Annotated in this window: 16 protein-coding genes; all 16 read right to left on the bottom strand. The window is 50.7% G+C overall.

Going from position 1 to position 18,064, the window contains the following annotated elements; translation table 11 throughout:
* Window positions 1-5: 5 nt before the first annotated feature.
* The gene (gene nadC / locus BN6628_RS25350) at window positions 6-872 is read right to left on the bottom strand and encodes a carboxylating nicotinate-nucleotide diphosphorylase (RefSeq protein ID WP_068621753.1); all 867 of its coding nucleotides are present in this window, start codon (window positions 870-872) and stop codon (window positions 6-8) included.
* Window positions 862-2,475, bottom strand: a complete 1,614-nt coding sequence (gene nadB / locus BN6628_RS25345; RefSeq protein ID WP_068621751.1) for an L-aspartate oxidase — start codon at window positions 2,473-2,475, stop codon at window positions 862-864. The genes nadC and nadB overlap by 11 nt, the downstream gene beginning before the upstream one ends.
* A gap of 38 nt (window positions 2,476-2,513) precedes the next feature.
* Window positions 2,514-3,452: a quinolinate synthase NadA gene (gene nadA, locus BN6628_RS25340; protein WP_068621749.1), complete on the bottom strand. Its 939-nt coding sequence runs from the start codon at window positions 3,450-3,452 to the stop codon at window positions 2,514-2,516.
* 276 nt (window positions 3,453-3,728) lie between these two features.
* Entirely contained in the window at window positions 3,729-5,849 is a 2,121-nt protein-coding gene (ftsH, locus tag BN6628_RS25335; RefSeq protein WP_068621747.1) for an ATP-dependent zinc metalloprotease FtsH, read from the bottom strand.
* Window positions 5,850-5,949: 100 nt separating this feature from the next.
* Window positions 5,950-6,489, bottom strand: a complete 540-nt coding sequence (gene hpt / locus BN6628_RS25330; RefSeq protein WP_068621745.1) for a hypoxanthine phosphoribosyltransferase — start codon at window positions 6,487-6,489, stop codon at window positions 5,950-5,952.
* 52 nt (window positions 6,490-6,541) lie between these two features.
* Window positions 6,542-7,999 carry a tRNA lysidine(34) synthetase TilS gene (gene tilS, locus BN6628_RS25325; protein WP_068621743.1) on the bottom strand — a complete coding sequence of 486 codons (1,458 nt, stop codon included), beginning with the start codon at window positions 7,997-7,999 and terminating at the stop codon, window positions 6,542-6,544.
* 94 nt (window positions 8,000-8,093) lie between these two features.
* The gene (locus BN6628_RS25320; protein WP_089153579.1) at window positions 8,094-9,047 is read right to left on the bottom strand and encodes a serine/threonine protein kinase; all 954 of its coding nucleotides are present in this window, start codon (window positions 9,045-9,047) and stop codon (window positions 8,094-8,096) included.
* Window positions 9,010-9,750, bottom strand: a complete 741-nt coding sequence (locus BN6628_RS25315) for a vWA domain-containing protein (RefSeq protein ID WP_068621741.1) — start codon at window positions 9,748-9,750, stop codon at window positions 9,010-9,012. The genes BN6628_RS25320 and BN6628_RS25315 overlap by 38 nt, the downstream gene beginning before the upstream one ends.
* A gap of 358 nt (window positions 9,751-10,108) precedes the next feature.
* Window positions 10,109-12,616, bottom strand: coding sequence for a stage II sporulation protein E (gene spoIIE, locus BN6628_RS25310; RefSeq protein WP_187386154.1), 2,508 nt, complete (start codon window positions 12,614-12,616; stop codon window positions 10,109-10,111).
* Between the two features lie 444 nt (window positions 12,617-13,060).
* The gene (locus BN6628_RS25305) at window positions 13,061-13,558 is read right to left on the bottom strand and encodes a S1 domain-containing RNA-binding protein (RefSeq protein WP_068621737.1); all 498 of its coding nucleotides are present in this window, start codon (window positions 13,556-13,558) and stop codon (window positions 13,061-13,063) included.
* A gap of 115 nt (window positions 13,559-13,673) precedes the next feature.
* Window positions 13,674-14,024, bottom strand: a complete 351-nt coding sequence (locus BN6628_RS25300) for an FtsB family cell division protein (RefSeq protein ID WP_068621735.1) — start codon at window positions 14,022-14,024, stop codon at window positions 13,674-13,676.
* A 20-nt stretch (window positions 14,025-14,044) separates the two neighbouring features.
* Entirely contained in the window at window positions 14,045-14,614 is a 570-nt protein-coding gene (yabQ, locus tag BN6628_RS25295; RefSeq protein ID WP_068621733.1) for a spore cortex biosynthesis protein YabQ, read from the bottom strand.
* Complete coding sequence (gene yabP, locus BN6628_RS25290) at window positions 14,611-14,892, bottom strand: sporulation protein YabP (protein WP_068621731.1); 282 nt, start codon at window positions 14,890-14,892, stop codon at window positions 14,611-14,613. Before yabP ends, yabQ begins: the two co-directional genes overlap by 4 nt.
* A gap of 148 nt (window positions 14,893-15,040) precedes the next feature.
* Window positions 15,041-15,322 (bottom strand): RNA-binding S4 domain-containing protein, encoded by a 282-nt coding sequence (locus BN6628_RS25285; protein ID WP_068621729.1) that lies wholly within the window; start codon window positions 15,320-15,322, stop codon window positions 15,041-15,043.
* On the bottom strand, window positions 15,322-15,594 hold the full coding sequence (locus tag BN6628_RS25280; RefSeq protein WP_068621727.1) for an HU family DNA-binding protein: 273 nt from the start codon (window positions 15,592-15,594) through the stop codon (window positions 15,322-15,324). Before BN6628_RS25280 ends, BN6628_RS25285 begins: the two co-directional genes overlap by 1 nt.
* A gap of 201 nt (window positions 15,595-15,795) precedes the next feature.
* On the bottom strand, window positions 15,796-17,310 hold the full coding sequence (gene yabN / locus BN6628_RS25275; protein ID WP_068621725.1) for a bifunctional methyltransferase/pyrophosphohydrolase YabN: 1,515 nt from the start codon (window positions 17,308-17,310) through the stop codon (window positions 15,796-15,798).
* Between the last annotated feature and the right edge of the window lie 754 nt (window positions 17,311-18,064).

Genomic DNA, 18,064 nt, shown 5'->3' with positions numbered 1-18,064 from the left:
GGCAGTTACCTTCCTTTCTTGGCATTCAGATCAAGACTGATGTCCATACTTTCAAAGGAGTAGGTTAATCTGCCAACGGAAATGACATCCACTCCACTCTCAGCTATCCCCTGCAGCGTATCCAGCGATACATTGCCGGAAGCTTCCACAATCACATGCGGTGATACTGACTTGATCCGCCGAACAGCCTGCTTCATCAGCTCCGGATGCATATTATCAAGCATGATAATATCCGCTCCACAAGCGAGTGCCTCTTCAACCTGATCCATATTTTCCGTCTCCACTTCAATGGTCATCGTGTGTGGAATATTAGCCCGGGCCCGGTTGACAGCCTGCGTAATTCCGCCCGCTCCCTTGATATGATTATCCTTGATCATGACAGCATCATACAGACCGAAGCGGTGATTAGCCCCTCCGCCCATACGTACGGCGTACTTCTCAAGCATCCGGTGGCCCGGGGTCGTCTTACGGGTATCCACCAATCGGACCGCATGCCCTTCCAGGGCGTCAACATATGTACGCGTCCGGGTTGCAATGCCCGACAACCGCTGCAGCAAATTCAAAGCCAGACGCTCTCCTGTCAAAATACTGTGGGTGCTGCCCTCCACTTCGATCAGTACTGTCCCTTTGGCTACGGCCTCTCCGTCCTGTACACGGGCGGTGAAGACCAGCGTTGGATCAACCACCTCGAAGACGAGCTGTGCAACCGGAATCCCGGCAATCACGCCATCCGTTTTGGCATGAATAATCCCTTTGGATTCATGTCCAAAAGGGATCGTAACGGAAGTCGTTACATCCCCTGAACCCACATCTTCTTTTAACCAACCACGGATGGACTCTACTAGTCCCTCGTTATATCCATTAAAGATCATTGATTGCTTCCTCCAACATTCCTTGCTCACGTCGGTGAACAATTCGTTTAAGCCCGTAATAATCGTCTTGCCCCGGGTAGTCTTCCCGGTAATGCGCTCCCCGGCTTTCTTTACGATGGATAGCGGACTCTGTAATCACAAGTGCGCAGATCAGCATGTTAGCCAGTTCCATCTCATGATTATACCGCAGCTTCGCCCCAAACAGGTCTGTCATCTTCCGAAGCTCAAGAAGACCAGCCTGAAGCAGCTCTCCATTTCTTCGTACACCTGCATGTTTCACCATAATGTCCTGGAGCTGTCTACGCCACTCATCCAGTTCAGATAAAACTGAATTCCGCGCTTCATGATGGGATATCCCCCCGATGGCCTTCTCCAGCGGAGGAAGCTCACGGATTCTTTCGACAATCCGCCGCCCAAATACAATGGCCTCGGTTAACGAATTGCTGGCAAGCCTATTGGCGCCATGGACTCCTGTAGAGGAGACCTCTCCGCAAGCAAACAATCTGGTGATGTTCGTCTCCCCATTCAGGTCCGTCTGAACTCCCCCCATCATGTAGTGGGCAGCCGGGGCCACTGGGAGCCAGTCCCTGGTCATATCCAGCCCATAAGACCGGCAGGTTTCATATATCGTTGGAAAGCGTTTCTTGACCGTATCCGGCTGTTCGTGGGTAATATCGAGGTACACGAATTCAGACCCGGCAGCTTCCATCTCGCTCACGATGGCTCTGGCTACAATATCCCGGGGGGCAAGCTCCCGTTGGGGATGATATCTCTCCATAAACCGCTCGCCCTTGATATTCCGGAGAATTGCCCCTTCACCCCGGACAGCCTCCGAAATAAGGAATCTGGGAGCTCCCGGGAGACATAAGGCCGTAGGATGGAATTGAATAAATTCCATATCCCGGATTCTAGCTCCAGCTCTATAAGCCAAGGCCACGCCGTCTCCGGTCGCAACATCCGGATTCGTCGTATGACTGTAAAGCTGCCCGGCCCCTCCGCTGCACAGCAGGGTTGCCCCGGCCTGAAGAAAGGATCTCTGTCCATCAGGTCCCTGAATCAGGGCACCCAGACATTCCTCTCCCTCAACAATAAGGTCAATAACAAAGTGATCTTCCCACACCTCAATATTGTCCGTATCTTGGACCATGCGGGATAACGCACGCACGATCTCATATCCAGTAGCATCCCCATTCGCATGAAGAATACGCCGGTGGCTGTGTGCGCCTTCCTGGGTCAAGGCCAATTCCCCATTCTCATGGTCAAATTCGGCCCCCATCCGGATCAAATCGCGTATTCCATCGGGGCCTTCATGAACGAGCACTTCCACCGCTGGCTCCGAACAGAACCCAGCTCCGGCGAACAAGGTATCCTCACGGTGTGATGCCGGTGAGTCCTCTCCCGAGATCACCGCTGCAATTCCACCCTGGGCATATCTCGTATTGCTCTCCATTAGTCCCTTTTTCGTAATCACAACGACCTGGCGGTCCGCACTTGCCTTAATCGCCGTGAACAGTCCAGCGATTCCTGTTCCAATCACAAGTACATCGGTTTGTTGTGAAGGGAGCTCTCCCAGATCAAAATCCACTAAATATTTCGGTATCATGTCATTCACCTGTCTTAAGGGCAAGAGAGTAGCGCATGCTACTTAACTTGTAACATGCGCTCTAAGGATGCTCTGGCTTTGTCTGCAACAGCCGGTGGTACATAAATCTGCGGCTGCATCGTCTCCAGACATTTCACCAATTTCTTCAAATTATTCACTTTCATATTTGGGCATACCAAGAATTTCGTTGCGAAATAGAACTCTTTATCTGGACTGTCCAGTCTGAGCTGATACCCTGTTCCATCTTCCGTTCCCACAATAAATTGTTTGCAGTCAGACTGTTTGCAGTATTCTAAAATCGCTGTGGTGCTTCCAACAAAGTCACCCATCTCAACCACTTCGGGGCGGCATTCCGGGTGAACCACAAACTGGGCATCCGGATATTTCGCCTTCATCTCAACGACGTCCTTCACGGTGAGCATATCATGGGTGTTGCAATAACCTTCCCAGATAATCATCTTTTTGTCTGTGTGCTGCTGCACATAGTGCCCTAGGTTCTTGTCCGGCACCCAGATGATTTCATCGGCATCAACAGAGTTTATTACCTTGACTGCATTAGAAGAAGTACAGCAAATGTCAGTCTCCGCTTTAATCTCTGCAGACGAGTTAATATAAGTGACGACCTTGGCATTTGGATGCTGGGCCTTGACTTTTCTAAGACCGTCCACATTGACCATATCCGCCATCGGGCAGCCAGCGCGTTCGTCAGGAATTAGAACCGTCTTGTCTGGAGCCAGGATTTTGGCACTTTCCCCCATGAAATGAACGCCGCAGAACACAATAACCTCCGCATCCGTCTGTGCGGCTTTCTGTGCAAGCAAAAAAGAGTCTCCGCGGAAATCGGCAACCTCCTGAATCTCATCTCTCTGATAGTAATGAGCCAAAATAATGGCATTTCTCTCTTTCTTCAATTGAACCAGCCGTTCGCGCAGCTCACGGTTCTGCTCCGCCTTGCGTTCCAAAGCTAATGCCTCCACCAGACATCCTCCCTTGTATCTACAGCAATACGTATTTTTAGAATCATAGTTATAAAAGCGAACCGATGCACGCATTTTGCTAATTTCAAGACTTATAACTATTGTCTGATCCCCTGTCAAAAACTTTGTGCATTGTTTAACAATTAATTTACACAACGTTAGTTCTGCTGTCAATCAGCCGCAATCGTCAAAAAAACCGGAAAACACCAAGTGTTTTCCGGTTTGCTTACTAGAATGCTGTCTGTAGACAGATGTCAGCTTCAAGGTAGTTGCAAATTATACAGTAGGGTTGCCACCCTTGTTCCCGTTGCCGTCTTCGTCCTTAGACTGCGGACTAGCAGGGGCATCGGGTGCATCTTTGACCGTTCCCTGTGGAGTATCGACAGGATGGTCTCCACGGATGTCGTTCGCTGAACTTCCCGGCACATCGTTAGGAATGTCCCCACCCGGTACTGGCGGCTGGGCCTCCTCATCTCTGGCCTGAATGCGAACATTGACATCACCGATCGTATCTACAATCGGAGAGCCCGATTCCGAGGAACCGCTGTCTTCCCCATCTGCATCCGGTGTAAGCTTGCCTGTCTCGATCAATTGCTTGATCTGATCCAGTTCAAGAGTTTCCACCTCTAGAAGGGTCTCGGCAATCAGATGAACCTCTTTGGAATATTTCATCAGGAGCTGTTTACAACGTTCATAACATTCATTGATGAAACGCTGCATTTCCTGGTCGATCTCATAAGCAATCGCATCACTGTAGTTCTGTTCATGCCCGATATCACGGCCCAGGAATACCTGGCCTTGAGAAGTCCCGAACTGCATAGGACCCAGCTTCTCACTCATACCGTACTCCACAATCATGCTGCGCACGATACTGGTTGCCTGCTGGAAGTCGCTGTAGGCCCCGGTTCCGATTTCGCCAATGAACAGCTCTTCGGATACACGGCCGCCAAGGAGTCCTGTAACTTTATCAAGAAGCTCTTGCTTTGTTACCAGCATGCGGTCTTCCTTCGGCATCATAATTACATATCCGCCGGCACGTCCGCGTGGAATGATCGTTACCTTATGGACCATATCGGCGTGTTCGAGGAAATAACCGACGATCGTATGACCAGCTTCGTGGAAAGCCACAATCCGCTTCTCGCGGTCGCTGACCACCCGGCTGCGTTTCTCTGTTCCGACAATAACGCGGTCAATCGCTTCATCCACTTCACGCATGGAGATATCCTTGCGGTTGCGGCGGGCTGCAAGCAGTGCCGCCTCGTTCAGCAGGTTCTCCAGATCTGCACCGGTGAACCCGGTGGTGCGTTTCGCAATAACATCAAGACGGACATCTTTAGTGAGAGGTTTGTTGCGTGCATGTACTTTAAGTACAGCTTCACGACCTTTCACATCCGGACGGTCCACTGTAATCTGACGGTCGAAACGGCCCGGACGAAGGAGTGCCGGGTCAAGAATATCCGCACGGTTCGTCGCAGCCACGATAATAATGCCTTCGTTGCCACCGAAACCATCCATCTCTACGAGCAATTGGTTGAGCGTCTGCTCACGTTCGTCATGTCCGCCGCCGAGTCCGGCGCCGCGCTGACGTCCTACCGCATCAATCTCGTCAATAAAGATGATACATGGTGCATTCTTCTTCGCGTTCTCGAACAAATCACGTACACGGGATGCACCGACACCGACAAACATCTCCACGAAGTCAGAACCGGAGATGCTGAAGAACGGAACACCAGCTTCACCTGCTACCGCACGGGCAAGCAGAGTCTTACCTGTACCTGGAGGGCCCACAAGAAGAACCCCTTTAGGAATGCGGGCACCCACAGCTGCGAATTTGCGCGGATCCTTGAGGAACTCAACCACTTCCACAAGCTCCTGCTTCTCTTCGTCGGCGCCAGCTACGTCTTCGAAAGTAACCTTCTTCTTCTCTTCATTATATAACCGGGCCCGGCTCTTGCCGAAGTTCATCACTTTGCCGCCGCCGCCCTGAGCTTGATTGAACAGGAAGAAGAACAGAATGAACATGATCGCCAGTGGAACTATGGAGGTTAGGAGCGTAAGCCATATGCTGTCACCCTCCATCTTCTTCCAGGAGAAGTGCACATCGTTCTTCTGGCTGTAATCCTTAAGCTCATTGACTACATTCGTATCATATGGAACATAGGTCTGGAAGTTCTCCTTGTTATCAACCTTTGCTCTGTATTTACCGGTCACCAGATATGCGTAACCGTCGAATTGACCTGTCATTTCCTTGACATTGTTCGCCTGCAACTGCTGGCGGAATTGGTCATATCTAGGGGTGTCGGCCGCTTCGCCTCCGCCGCTGAGGAACTGGACGATGCCCACCACGACTAAGAAAAGAATTAAATAAAAACCAGAATTCCGGATGAACCGATTCATCCCCTACCTCCTCTCAAAACACTTAAGTTATTTTACCATAGCCTGTCTGGCCATCTCAACAATGACACAAGGAGGCACTAGGCACTTACGGAGTGCTGCATTAGCTGGTGTAAATCTCAGGCTTTAGAATCCCGATGTAAGGGAGGTTGCGGTACTTCTCGGCATAGTCAAGTCCATATCCCACAACAAATTCGTCGGGGAGGACAAACCCGGTGTAATCCGCTTCCAGATTCACCGTCCGGCGTGCCGGCTTGTCAAACAAGGTGACTACCTTGGTGGACTTCGCATTGCGGCGCTGCAGTATGTCGATCAGATAACTCAGCGTTAATCCGCTGTCAATAATATCTTCAACGATAAGGACATCACGTCCTTCCACTGAATTATCAAGATCCTTGATAATTTTCACCACGCCTGATGACTTCGTGGAAGCTCCGTAGCTTGAGACAGCCATGAAGTCGAGCTCCATTGGTACTGTTATCTCTTTAACCAAATCGGCCATGAAAATAAAGGCCCCTTTAAGAACACAAATTACAAGCGGGTTGCGGCCTTCGTATTCCTTACTCAGCAGCTTGCCGAGTTCCACTACCTTCTCTTCAATCTGTTCGCGGCTGATAAGTACTTCTTGAATATCGTTCTGCAAAGCGTGAACCTCCTAAGTTATACTATGAAAGCCTGACTATGGCGATAACCGGTTAACTTCCGCCCTCTAATGGCTCCATCTGCATATGCAGGATGGACGAGGTACTGCTCCCGACCGCCGCGTGGGCGGACCTGCGGACACCAGGCAGCCACAAAATCCGGCCTGACGCATCCGTAACAATGGGGACCTTAGAGCGGACAGATGGAGGTATTTTCTGATCAATGAAAATATCTTTAACCTTTTTGCTTCCGTTTAATCCCATGACTTTCATGATATCTCCCGGCTTACGGGAACGTACGATCAGCGGATAGTTAATCTTATCCGCATCAAATAGTGCTTCTTCGCTTCCGGCCGTCTTCCAATCCGGCTGGGCAGACTGGAGATTCACCGGCCGTATGGTAATTCTTAACTCTCTTCCGGCTTCCGGTAACGGTAATCTTGCGGGAACTTCCTCCAAACGGTATGTATATTCCTGCTTAACCTGATCCGTAGTCTCCGGCAAAATAGATACTGTATTATATTCGCGTATACAACGCAGGCCTCCTCCCAAGTCGAGAGTCCAATTGGTCGGATGCTTCTGCAATACGCCTTCACGAATGGCTTCAATCTTCACGAAATCCATGTCATCCGTGTTGAAAGGCAGATAATTTAATATTAGTTTAATCAACCTCCGTTGTAAAGCGACATGTAAGCGGGCAAATTCTTTCACAGGGAAGCGGCTCCCCCCTTGCACCTGACTAACCATCGCTCCATAGGCTTCTTTCACTGCCTGCTGCATATAATCATCTTCCTCACAGGCAACCTCAGCCAGACGATTCAGCGATTCAGCCAACTGACCATTATATTGCCCCAAAAAAGGCAGCACATCCAACCGCACCGCGTTTCGGGCATATTTATTGCTCAGATTACTGCTGTCGGTCACGTATTCCAAGCCGGAATTCCGGCATACCTGGATCAAGTCCGTCTTGTATATACGCAGCAGTGGCCGGATTAGTTCCACATTTTTTTCCCGCCGCTTCACCCGCATTCCGGCAAGCCCGCTCATTCCTGTGCCCCGGAGCAGCCGCAGCATTACCGTCTCGGCCTGATCATCCCCATGATGGGCAAGGGCGATGGAGGAAGCATTATAATATTGGGCTGCACGATGTAGAAATTCATATCTTTTCTCCCTGGCCGCCGTCTGGACACTTAGTCCGGATTCCTCCATATAAGCAGGGACATCATAAATTCCAAGCTCAAAGGGAATACCGAGGTCCTTCGCGATTCCTCTTACAAATTCCGCCTCGGAATCCGACTCTTTGCCCCGAAATCCATGATTGACGTGAGCACATACCAGGTTAAGCTTAGCTTTGGGGTCTTTGGCAATATGATGTAGGGCATGCAAAAGAGCCACAGAATCCGGACCTCCGGATACTGCGACCACAATACAGTCACCAGGTGACCACAAGTCGTATTTGCTGGCCATCCGCCTCAGATAAGCCACAAGCTGATTCATGTTCATGTCTTCCATGCATTTCTCCCCTTAAATCACCCGCATAATCATAAGCTCAATGCGTGCACCCGTCCTCTTCAGGAACGGCCGCCCGCACTGTACCCCCGCTGAACTAGCGCAATGTTAAATAGATGGCACATACGAGCAGGAACAGGGAGATAGCAAACGCACCCTTAAGCCAGCCCGGCGTCCTGCGAACGGATTTGCGTGCCGGAGTGCGTGAGATCATTCTTTTCCATGTATCATAGGCCTCTTCTGTATTCTTAAAACTGCCGCTGATCGCCTTCTTAAGCCAGCCGGAATAAGATTTGAGCCGCGGCTCCTGCTCGATAATCTGGATCAGGTCCGCTGTACTGCGGGTTTGCGGCAGCTGCCGGGCCGCAGCCTTCAGCTTGGATTCCGCCATCATATGAATACACACAACAGCGAACGAAAACCAGTCATAAGCCGCATCCGCCGTCCTGCCCCCGGCATTCCAGAAGCCCCGGTCATACCATTCGGTGAACTGCTTCACACTGCGGCCATGCTGGCTGACGCCCCCGTAATCAATCAGCTCGACATCCCCATAGGTGGAGACCAGGACATTGTCCGGCTTCAGATCACCGAACACCCATCCGCCCTTATGCAGGATCGCCAGCTGCCCAAGCAGGTTAAGCCCGGCTACGTCCAGCCACTGGCTTCCCCGGCGGGCCAGAAACTTGCTCAGAGGCTCTCCCTTAACATACCGCATAACATAGAAAGGAATCTCCTTATCCGCATAGGAGAAGTCATCCACCTCCACCAGATAAGAAAGATCCCGTTCCTCTGCCGCATTCGGCTTCCCCTGCCGCTGCAGAGCCTTCAGCACATTGATCTCGGACTGAAGATCAAAGGTGTCATATCCCATCTTAAGTGCATACAGATTCCGGGTACCCGCCTGCTGGACCAGGTATACCACACCATTCGCCCCCTGGCCCAGCCGACGCTCTATCAAGTATCTGCTTCCGCGCCATTTCCCTGTAACAAGCGTCCCGGCCGGGATGCCAGCTTTATACGACGTAGTCACCGAGCATCCCTTCTCTTTCATCTCTTTCCTCCGGACCCGTTTGATTTCCATTTATTGTACCATACCGGAAGAAATCAATCACCTTGAGGATCGCTGGCCCGGTGGGAGTCGCCCCTCTGACAGGAAGCCGCTGGAACAAGCTCCGTAGACCGCTGAGATCCTCGGTCCAGACCTGATCCAGCACGGCCTCTTCGCCTCCGTGCCGCCCGGGGAAATGAAACACCGCAACCCGGCTTCGGCCTTCGCGCGCACCGAGACTGATCATAAGATCCCTTATCGCTTCCTCTACGGCAGCAAGCTTGGGTTTCATACTGGCACTCGCATCAATAAGAAGAACAATATCGAGCGGTGTTGTTTCCGTAAGCTCGTCCATGACCTCAACCACTTCAGACCGTTTGTCCGGGGGGAGGTCCTCCACAGATGTTTTTCCCAAAATTTGTTTCAATTCTCTATTAACCGCCTGCTGGATTGTCTGAACCACCGTCTTTCGGGTGACCATCTGCATCGTCTGGGCAAGCTGCTCAGTTCCTGATATCCGGCTCATTCCACCTCCCGCCTTAGCAATCTCCCGGATCTCCAGACTTCCCAGCTCGCCAATCGTTCCATAGTCTACTATCCCGATCACGTTCACGGTGATCCCTTCTTGCCGGGCCAGCGATGCGGTCATGACCGGGCTCTGCCCCACATTTGAACAGCCGTCTGTGATTAACAAAATTTGCTTCATATAATCCCGCCCTTTCCGGATTCCAGAATCTCTATTTCTAGTATTTCCAGTGGGCATAAGTTTCAAACCTGAGAGAGAGTTTTCAAGAATTCAGCTATATTCAATGAACTTATGAAAGTTACCCTATTCGGGGCGCTGCGATGCCGGGTGTTTTTACGACCCCTGTTGCCTCCGAAATCCATGAAATAGATAACCAGTGGGGCATTTCAGAGACAAAGGCGGTCCGCTTCTTCAGAATCACTCGTCCTCTCCGCTGAGATCTGTTAATTCTAGAGTTCATTTTTATATAGATCCTCATATTCCATAGTGTCTCATGCAATCTAGCCATTTCCCGGGCAATCCACTTGTCCCTGGATAACTAGCTAACTGTCCGCGGCCGTTCCAGCCGATCGACCCCCGGAATCCGCAGTGTAGACCACTCCGGTCTGCGGTGATCCACCTTGGCAACAGCAACGGTCATATCATCATTAATCTGGTTGCCCTGGTAACGAATTACCGCTTCAAGCAGACAGTCCGCGATCGTCTGTGGATCATCGCTGTCCACTTCCTGAATCAGCCGTTTGATCCACAGTTCCTTATTTACCGCATAACCCGGAGCATCGTAAATGCCGTCAGTCATCATGATGAGAATATCACCAGGCAGCAGCTGCATCGTAACCAGGTCAACTTCGATATCCTGGATAATACCAATCGGCAGATTGCTTGCCGATACCGGGATCACCTCGTTCCCTCTACGGATAAAGCTTGGAGAGGACCCGATCTTCATAAACGTGGTTCGGGCCGAATGCTCGTCGATCAGGGCCATATCTACAGTTGCATAGATTTCATCAGGAGATCTTAACATCAGCACGGAGTTCACGGATTTAATCGCCAAAGTCTCATCCATGCCGGACTGCAGCAGCTGCTCCAGTATGTTCAGCGCCGTGCTGCTCTCCAGCCTTGCCCGCTCCCCGTTGCCCATCCCATCGCTCAAAGCCACGGCATAGGTTCCGTTGCCGAGCTCGGCGGCGCTGAAGCTGTCTCCAGACAGCATGTCCCCTCCTTTGGCAGTACCGGCTACACCCGTGGAAATTTCATAGGTCTTGGCTGAGCCAAAGGTGACATTCGCCAAGCCCTCGCGGCCTGCGGGAACCGATTCATTCATCACCGCAATGTGCTCATCCAGAATGTCTGATAACAACGGAGCGATGATTTTGCGGCACTCATCGTATCCACGTGTATAGGCATGAACAATTTCGATCTCCACATTACCGTGATCAAGGCAGATAATATCCACGCTGTGAATAGACAGACCCATGATCTCCAGCGCTTCCCGGATTTGCTCCTCTTGGCGGTATAGAGTCTGGCTCTCCCGCTTGATCTCTTTGGCCAAATCCTCCATGACCTGGGATACTCCGGACAGCTGCTCTGCAACCAGCTGCCGGCTGTCGTATATTTGCCGCTTCCAGTGCATATCATTCTGATAGAACTCGTATTCCCGCTTCATAATATTAAGGACCAAATCCGTCTTCTTGCATACCTTGCCCCATCTGGCAGGCAGCTCTTCATGCTTTACCTCCGGATTCTCTTCTATAGAAGTCATCATTTCGGTCATATATTTATAGGTCTGATAGAAATTGCCGTCCCAGCAGTGATTCTTGCGGAAGCAGGTTCCGCAGGCCCCCTCGGTGACCGCATTCATAAAGTGATCCATTTCCTCACCACGCCGGGTAATTTCCCCGGCGCTGGATACCTGGCCGAAGCTGCGTGACAGCTGCTTGAACACGTGTGAGAATTGGGTCACCCGCTCAGCGGTAATATCCCGGATCCGCTTCGCATATTCATGCTGGGACTCAGTGTAATCCTTGGTCCCCGGCACATATTTGGCGATGAATCCGATAACAGTCTTCGGCGTCAGCATGAATAACACCACCGCCGCACAAGTCTCCCAGGTGGAAGCCATCACCTCCCCTGGACCGGTCAGGTAAATGGACAGAATAGATGAACCGAGGAGCATGCCGAGCCCTACGGACCATTTCCGCCCTTCACGCAGCATGCCGGCCAGCATCCCCGAGAACGCTAGCAGGCTCATCTGATAGATGGCCGACATGTCGGCGAGGCTTAGAATTAATCCGGTGATCACACCTACCGAGGCACCCAGAGGCGCACCCCCCACTAGAGCAAATAGGAGAATCAAATATCTGGACAAGATATGCTCCAAGGACAAGCCGTTAATCTGCCAGCCTACCGCACCCGTCATGACGGAAGCAAGCAGGATGATCAGGCAGAGGATCTCCTCATTACGGAGGCTGTAATTCTTCTTACGATATGTAAATATAGGAACCGCCTGCAGAAAGACAAGGGTGAGCACGAAGCTTAGCACCGAATCCAGAACGGTCATGGTTACGGTATACCAGGAAAGTGACGGACCAATAAGTGCCACGAACAGGTTAACGAAAAAGGCTGAGGTGAATACCATCAAAGGTGCATAAGATATTTCTGCCTTCTCGAAGGACTCAAGCCCCTTTTGCATCAGATAGACCATGATCATCTCCCACACAATGGCAAGGAAATGGTGATGTGGGGCGAACAGCGCGCCAGCGACAACGGATGCGAATACCGGCAGCAGCAGATCACGCCGCATGAACGCAATCACTGCAAAGTAGGCAACCGCGAACGGGGAAAGTTCATTTAAGATCGTGGCCTTACCGAGCAGGAAGCCCATAAGGGTCAGCAGAAAAGCCCATTTGTTAGCTGCAACGAACCGGCTTGTCCTCATTGCCGCAGGGGTTTCCCTCCACTTCAGCCACCACTTCGTCCCATCCTGTTGTTGCTCCTTCGCCTTCTTCAGTCCCGGAAAAGCAATCACATTCCATTTCTCCATCATGGCACCACCTATTCTGGATTTTTGTATACAGATTGAACTAAAGAGATGAACGCCAGACCTGCCCGTAATCGTAAAGTCTTTTGCTTCGCCTGTCTTTAGCTCAACCTGTATAGTGAGGTATGTCCCATTATAGGAGGGCCTATGTGGAAAGTTTGTCAGAAAGCCGGGTATGCCTCAAAGAAATTTCCGACAAATTGAGAGGACTGCCGCCTGCCTGTCTGGCCCTTGCCCCCTCTTGCCTTTTCACCAACTGACCGTATCTATGTTCGCCCTTCCACTGCCATAATTTTAAGGCTTGTTCGCCCCGCGTTCTTAGCTTTTTTACCCTGAGATTGACGGAAAACCAACGGATGTTGTCGTTAAAAAAATTCAGTAGGGAGAAGGCGACAAAAAAACCGTAAGCCGAAGCTTACGGTTTGTTGTATTCAAAAGTTGAAGCTGTAATTACATACGTTTTGCGCCGCGTCCACCGCGTTTGCCTTCGGTGTTCTTCTTCAGCGACGAGATCCGTTCTTCACTATCTTTGAGGAAGCGTGACATTTTATCTTCAAAAGAAGTTTTGCCCACTGGAGGTTTGAAAGAGCGTCCTCCGCGATCCCGGTTAAAGCCGCCTCCGCCACCACCGCCAGGGCGATCTCCGTCTCTACCGCCGCCACTTGGACGATCCGGTCTAGGCGCACGTGGAGGTCTTGGTGCTTCCACAGGCTTATCTACCGTCTGCTTGATCGAAAGCCCAATCTTGCCGTCTTTATCAACGTTAATAACCTTAACGGTTACAACATCGTTGATCTTCAGATGATCGTTAACATCCTTGACGTAATTATCGGCGATTTCCGAGATGTGTACGAGACCGGTGACACCTCCTGATAGATCCACAAATGCTCCAAAGTGCGTGATGCCCGTCACCTTGCCTTCTAACTTGGTGCCCACTTCTATTGCCATAAAATAAAATGATCCTCCCTTAAAAATGTCACCAAGATCTCAAGCTCTTGGCTGCGGTGATTTGATTATACCGAATGACTCAAACAAGGTCAACAGACGTATATCCTATATGCGTTTATCTATTCTCGTCCTCGGTGGCCGGCACATGAACCGGCACTTCTCCCTGTTTGTAAAGCCCATACTTCTTCATAGCCATTTGGGTGATATACTCGGGATCCTTCAGACGTTCTATTTCAAATTCAAGTCTCTTGAGATCTTGCTCACTCTTGGCTTTGGAGTTCATCTTCTGGGAGAGTTCACGTGAGTTGGAACTGATCTGGCCAGCTTGTGAGAAAAAAGTATACGCCGCCCACCCCGTAAAAACAACGACAAATGCAAGCCAAAGTCTGAACCGCCTGCGGGCGCCTGAGATCCTGCCAGCTGTAGGTCTGCTATTCTTATTCGCGTTCCCGGATACTACACGCATCTTCTCCACCTCCAAAACCATTAATTCTTGGTAAACCACCGGTTCCAGAGCCCTATCGCCCTTGCTTTAAGCTTGGAGGCCACTTCAGGAATATGTAGGCGTCTTAAGAAAGGCATGAACATCCACCTTAGGATTCTCCATATCGGCAGGAGGGTGATTCTTCCCAGAAACAAAAGAACAACCCAGGCAAAGCCGAAAACAAGTTTGATGCCTTTCCACAGGATGCGGATAGGTGCCAAAATAAGCAACTGAAATAACCGCACCATAAAAGCATAAATCCGTCTGGTTACCACCATTAACATTACCACAAAACGCTCGGTTATAACACTTAAGAATAAAAAATAAATCCAAATTCCTAGGAATAAACCTAAAAATACATAGAACCGGAGCTGACCTTGATTACTGAGATAGAGCATCCGGAATACAAACACCGAAGCGGCTGCCCAGTAAACCAGGTCGAGCGCATGAACACTCCACCTGGGAAAGCGCAGCTGGCCGGACACCACACGGTAACTGTCAAAGGCAACCCCCATGATTCCCCCGGAGACAAGCATCCACAAAAGGGTCACCCACTGCACATGCAGGTTCATTTAAACAGCTTCCCGATAAAGCCTTTGGTTTTGGGCTGTGATCCGGGGTTTAAGTAGGACAGGGAATTCACCAGGCCTTCAATAGCAACCAGCCCCTGTTCCAAGTTCAGATTCTTGATATGCAGATTCTGCCCCTTGATGGTCAGATGTCCAAGCTCTGTCTGCAGCAGGAACTCCTCGCTGTCAAAGCTCTCCACGTTGTTCACGCCTGAAATCTCAAGCAGCTTGCGGTTATGCATGTGCACATCCTGCAGCTTACCTCTTCCTTGGTCGCTCATGGCATGTACCCCTCCCTTTACAGTATTCATCTTATGGAGGGAATACAAGCATTAGAACCAGTTGATCTGATCCATTGCCAAAAAACTAAAAAAGCTGCACCCGTGCAGATCATCTGCCGGGCGCAGCCTCCGGTGAGGAAGAAGGGCTTCAGGTCCAGTCCAATCCCTGGTCCTTGGCAATCGGCTCTTCCTTCACAAGCGTATATAGGCTTGATGCTTCTTCCTTACGGGTATTCTCGGCAAGCCGTTCCACCTTAACCGTCACCAGCTTTTGTCCAAATTGAACGGTGATCTCGTCGCCCACTTTGACGGTACTGCTCGGTTTGGCTTCCCGGCCGTTAATCAGCACTCTGCCTTGTTCCGAGACGTCTTTTGCTACGGTGCGCCGTTTAATCAGCCTGGAGACCTTCAGGAATTTATCAAGTCGCATTATTTTACAGCTTCTTTAAGCTTGTTGCCTGCTTTGAATGCAGGAACATTGGATTCTGGAATTTCGATCGTTTTGCCGGTTTGCGGGTTGCGGCCAGTACGGCCGGAGCGCTTGCGGGTCTCAAATGTGCCGAAACCGATCAATTGAACTTTGTCTCCGCTGGAAAGAGCGTCGGTGATTTCGCCAAGAAATCCGTTAAGCACCACTTCTACATCTCTTTTAGTCAAACCGCTTTTGCTCGAAATGTTGTTGATCAGGTCTGTCTTGTTCATAAATTAAAGCCTCCCAATATTCAGAAAAATAGAGTATATTGCGGCGGTATACGGGGAGTCCCCGTACAACAAGGCTGAATTAGCCAACAAGAGGGCCGCGAGTTGTCTTTAGGTTATTCTTGCTTAAAGGACAAAATCCTGCTTGAATCCGCGAAAATCTTTGTTTTCTCAAAAAAACCCTTGAAATAGCGGTGGTTTCTCCTATTTCTTCCTGTCTTTGCCTGCATGCTCCAAACCTTTGGCCTCATCCCACCAATGGTCCATCTCCTCAAGACTGCTGTCCTTAAAGGTCTTGCCCGCTTCCTTCAGCTTCTGCTCCACATACTGAAAGCGCCTGGTGAACTTGCGGTTGACCAGACTGAGTGCCTCTTCAGGGTCTGCCCCGATAAACCGGGCGGCGTTCACCACCGTGAACAGCACATCCCCAAGCTCAAGCATCTGATCCGAAGGCTCATGGCCTTCCCTTACGGCCTGCTTCAATTCTGCCAGCTCTTCATCGATCTTACCAAACGCTCCTTCGACAGAATCCCAGTCAAAGCCAACCTTGGAAGCCTTCTTCTGCAGCTTATAAGCCTTCATAAGAGCAGGCAGATCCCGGGGAACACCACTAAGTGCGGACTGCTCCTCAGGCGCAATGCCCTTCTTCCGCTTCTCCTCCGCCTTCATGCCCTCCCAATTGTTCAGCGCCTGCTCGGCATCCTCTGCGGACAGCTCACCAAATACATGCGGGTGACGGAAGATCAGCTTCTCATTCAAGCTGCCGATGACATCATAGACCGTGAACATCCCCGTTTCTTCCTCCATTTGGGAATGCAGCATGATCTGCAGCAGCAGGTCGCCCAGCTCTTCCTGCATATGGTCCGGATCGTCCTCGTCAATCGTCTCAATCACTTCATAGGTCTCTTCAATCAGATTCTTGCGGATAGATTGATGTGTCTGCTCACGGTCCCAAGGGCAGCCCTCCGGACTCCGAAGAATGGCTACAATCTCATGCAGCCGCTCGAAGCTGCGCTGGCGGAGACTCTCGCTGTCATCTCTGGGGATATAGATCAGCGACAGGTTTCCGTAGCCCTCTACACGGTCAAGCTCATGAAGAGGAACCTGAAGAATCTGCTCCTGGCCGTCAACACCAAGAGCATGTCCGACCGTAACCGGATAATCGTCCGGATAAATCTCCATCAGACAAAGCTTTACATCAGAAGCGGTAAACACATCATAAACCTGGCCTATCAGGGTATGTACACGCGGCTCGACCAAGGATGCGGCCAACTCCGAAGCGTCCAGCAGCTGAAAGCCCTCGATCGGATCAAACCCCAGGCGGGCAAATGCTTCGTCCAGAAAGCTCTCGCCTCCGGCAATCTCAAGGCTGATTCCCTCCTTGCCGCAGCACTCAAGCAGCAGCTTAACGGTCGACTCAGCCACCATGGGGTGCCCGGGAACCGCGTAGATCATCTCTGTGCCTCCCGGCAGCTCCTTGGCTGCATGGATCAACCGTTCCGCAATTTCCTCATATACCGATGGAAAATCATCCTTGGATTCATAGACCTCATCAAAGGACGTAAAGGTAATCCCGGTTTCCTCAAGCCAGCCGACCACCGGATGGTCCTTAGTGCGGACATACCTATGTTCCGCCTGCTGAAGCTTTCTCAAATGTCCCACAGTCAGTCTGTCCGGATCACCCGATCCCAGACCCATAACTGTAATCGAAGCACTCATTCTTCTCACGCTCCCCTTAGACCCGACTTAAACGGATATATAAACTTCATTGTATACCTGATTGTCATTTATCATAACAACCGGATAGTTAAATAACGTGAACGGAATATATTCCTTCATGGGGCCGAACCCCTTCCCTCAGCAACCGACTCAGCGTAAAAAAGATATCGATTATTTCTGAAGAGTTTTATTGGAAATAGGTTCCCTATATAAAATGAACTTATTAAGGTTACCCTTATGGGGCGCTGCGATGCCGAGTGTTCTTACAACCGCTGTTGTCTCCGAAATGCTTAAACCAGATATCAAAGTAGGGGCATTTTGGAGACAAAGGCGGACGCTCCGCTTCTTCAGAATCACTCGGCCTCTCCGCTAAGAGCGGCTAATTTTTAAAGTTCATTTTATATAGTCAAAAAAATGACAAATTATTTATTTCCAAATAATTATATTAGGAATAAATTCCAATGGGTTATTCCTAAGACGGTAAAGCCCCGGTCAGTCAGGCGGCAATTTATAATGCCGTGCCAGCTGCTTATATCACTTTGGTCATGCTTATATTCAAATCCAAAGCACCACCATGCTGCCTGTCCCCATGTCCCCCGCCCCTTGCAGATTGCCTGCCCGTCATTCCCGGGGCAGCAGGCGAAGGCGCCGAAGGAGCGAAGCCAGCTTCGGCCCCACTTTCGGCAGGGCGGCGATGTCACGCCCTGTCATCAGGCGCAGCCGCAGCACGCCGGCCGCGAAGATGGCCGCGCCC

Source organism: Paenibacillus tuaregi, assembly GCF_900086655.1.
Taxonomy (GTDB): Bacteria; Bacillota; Bacilli; order Paenibacillales; family Paenibacillaceae; genus Fontibacillus; species Fontibacillus tuaregi.
Note: the sequence above shows the minus strand (reverse complement) of the source record. Positions and strands in the feature narration are given on the sequence as shown.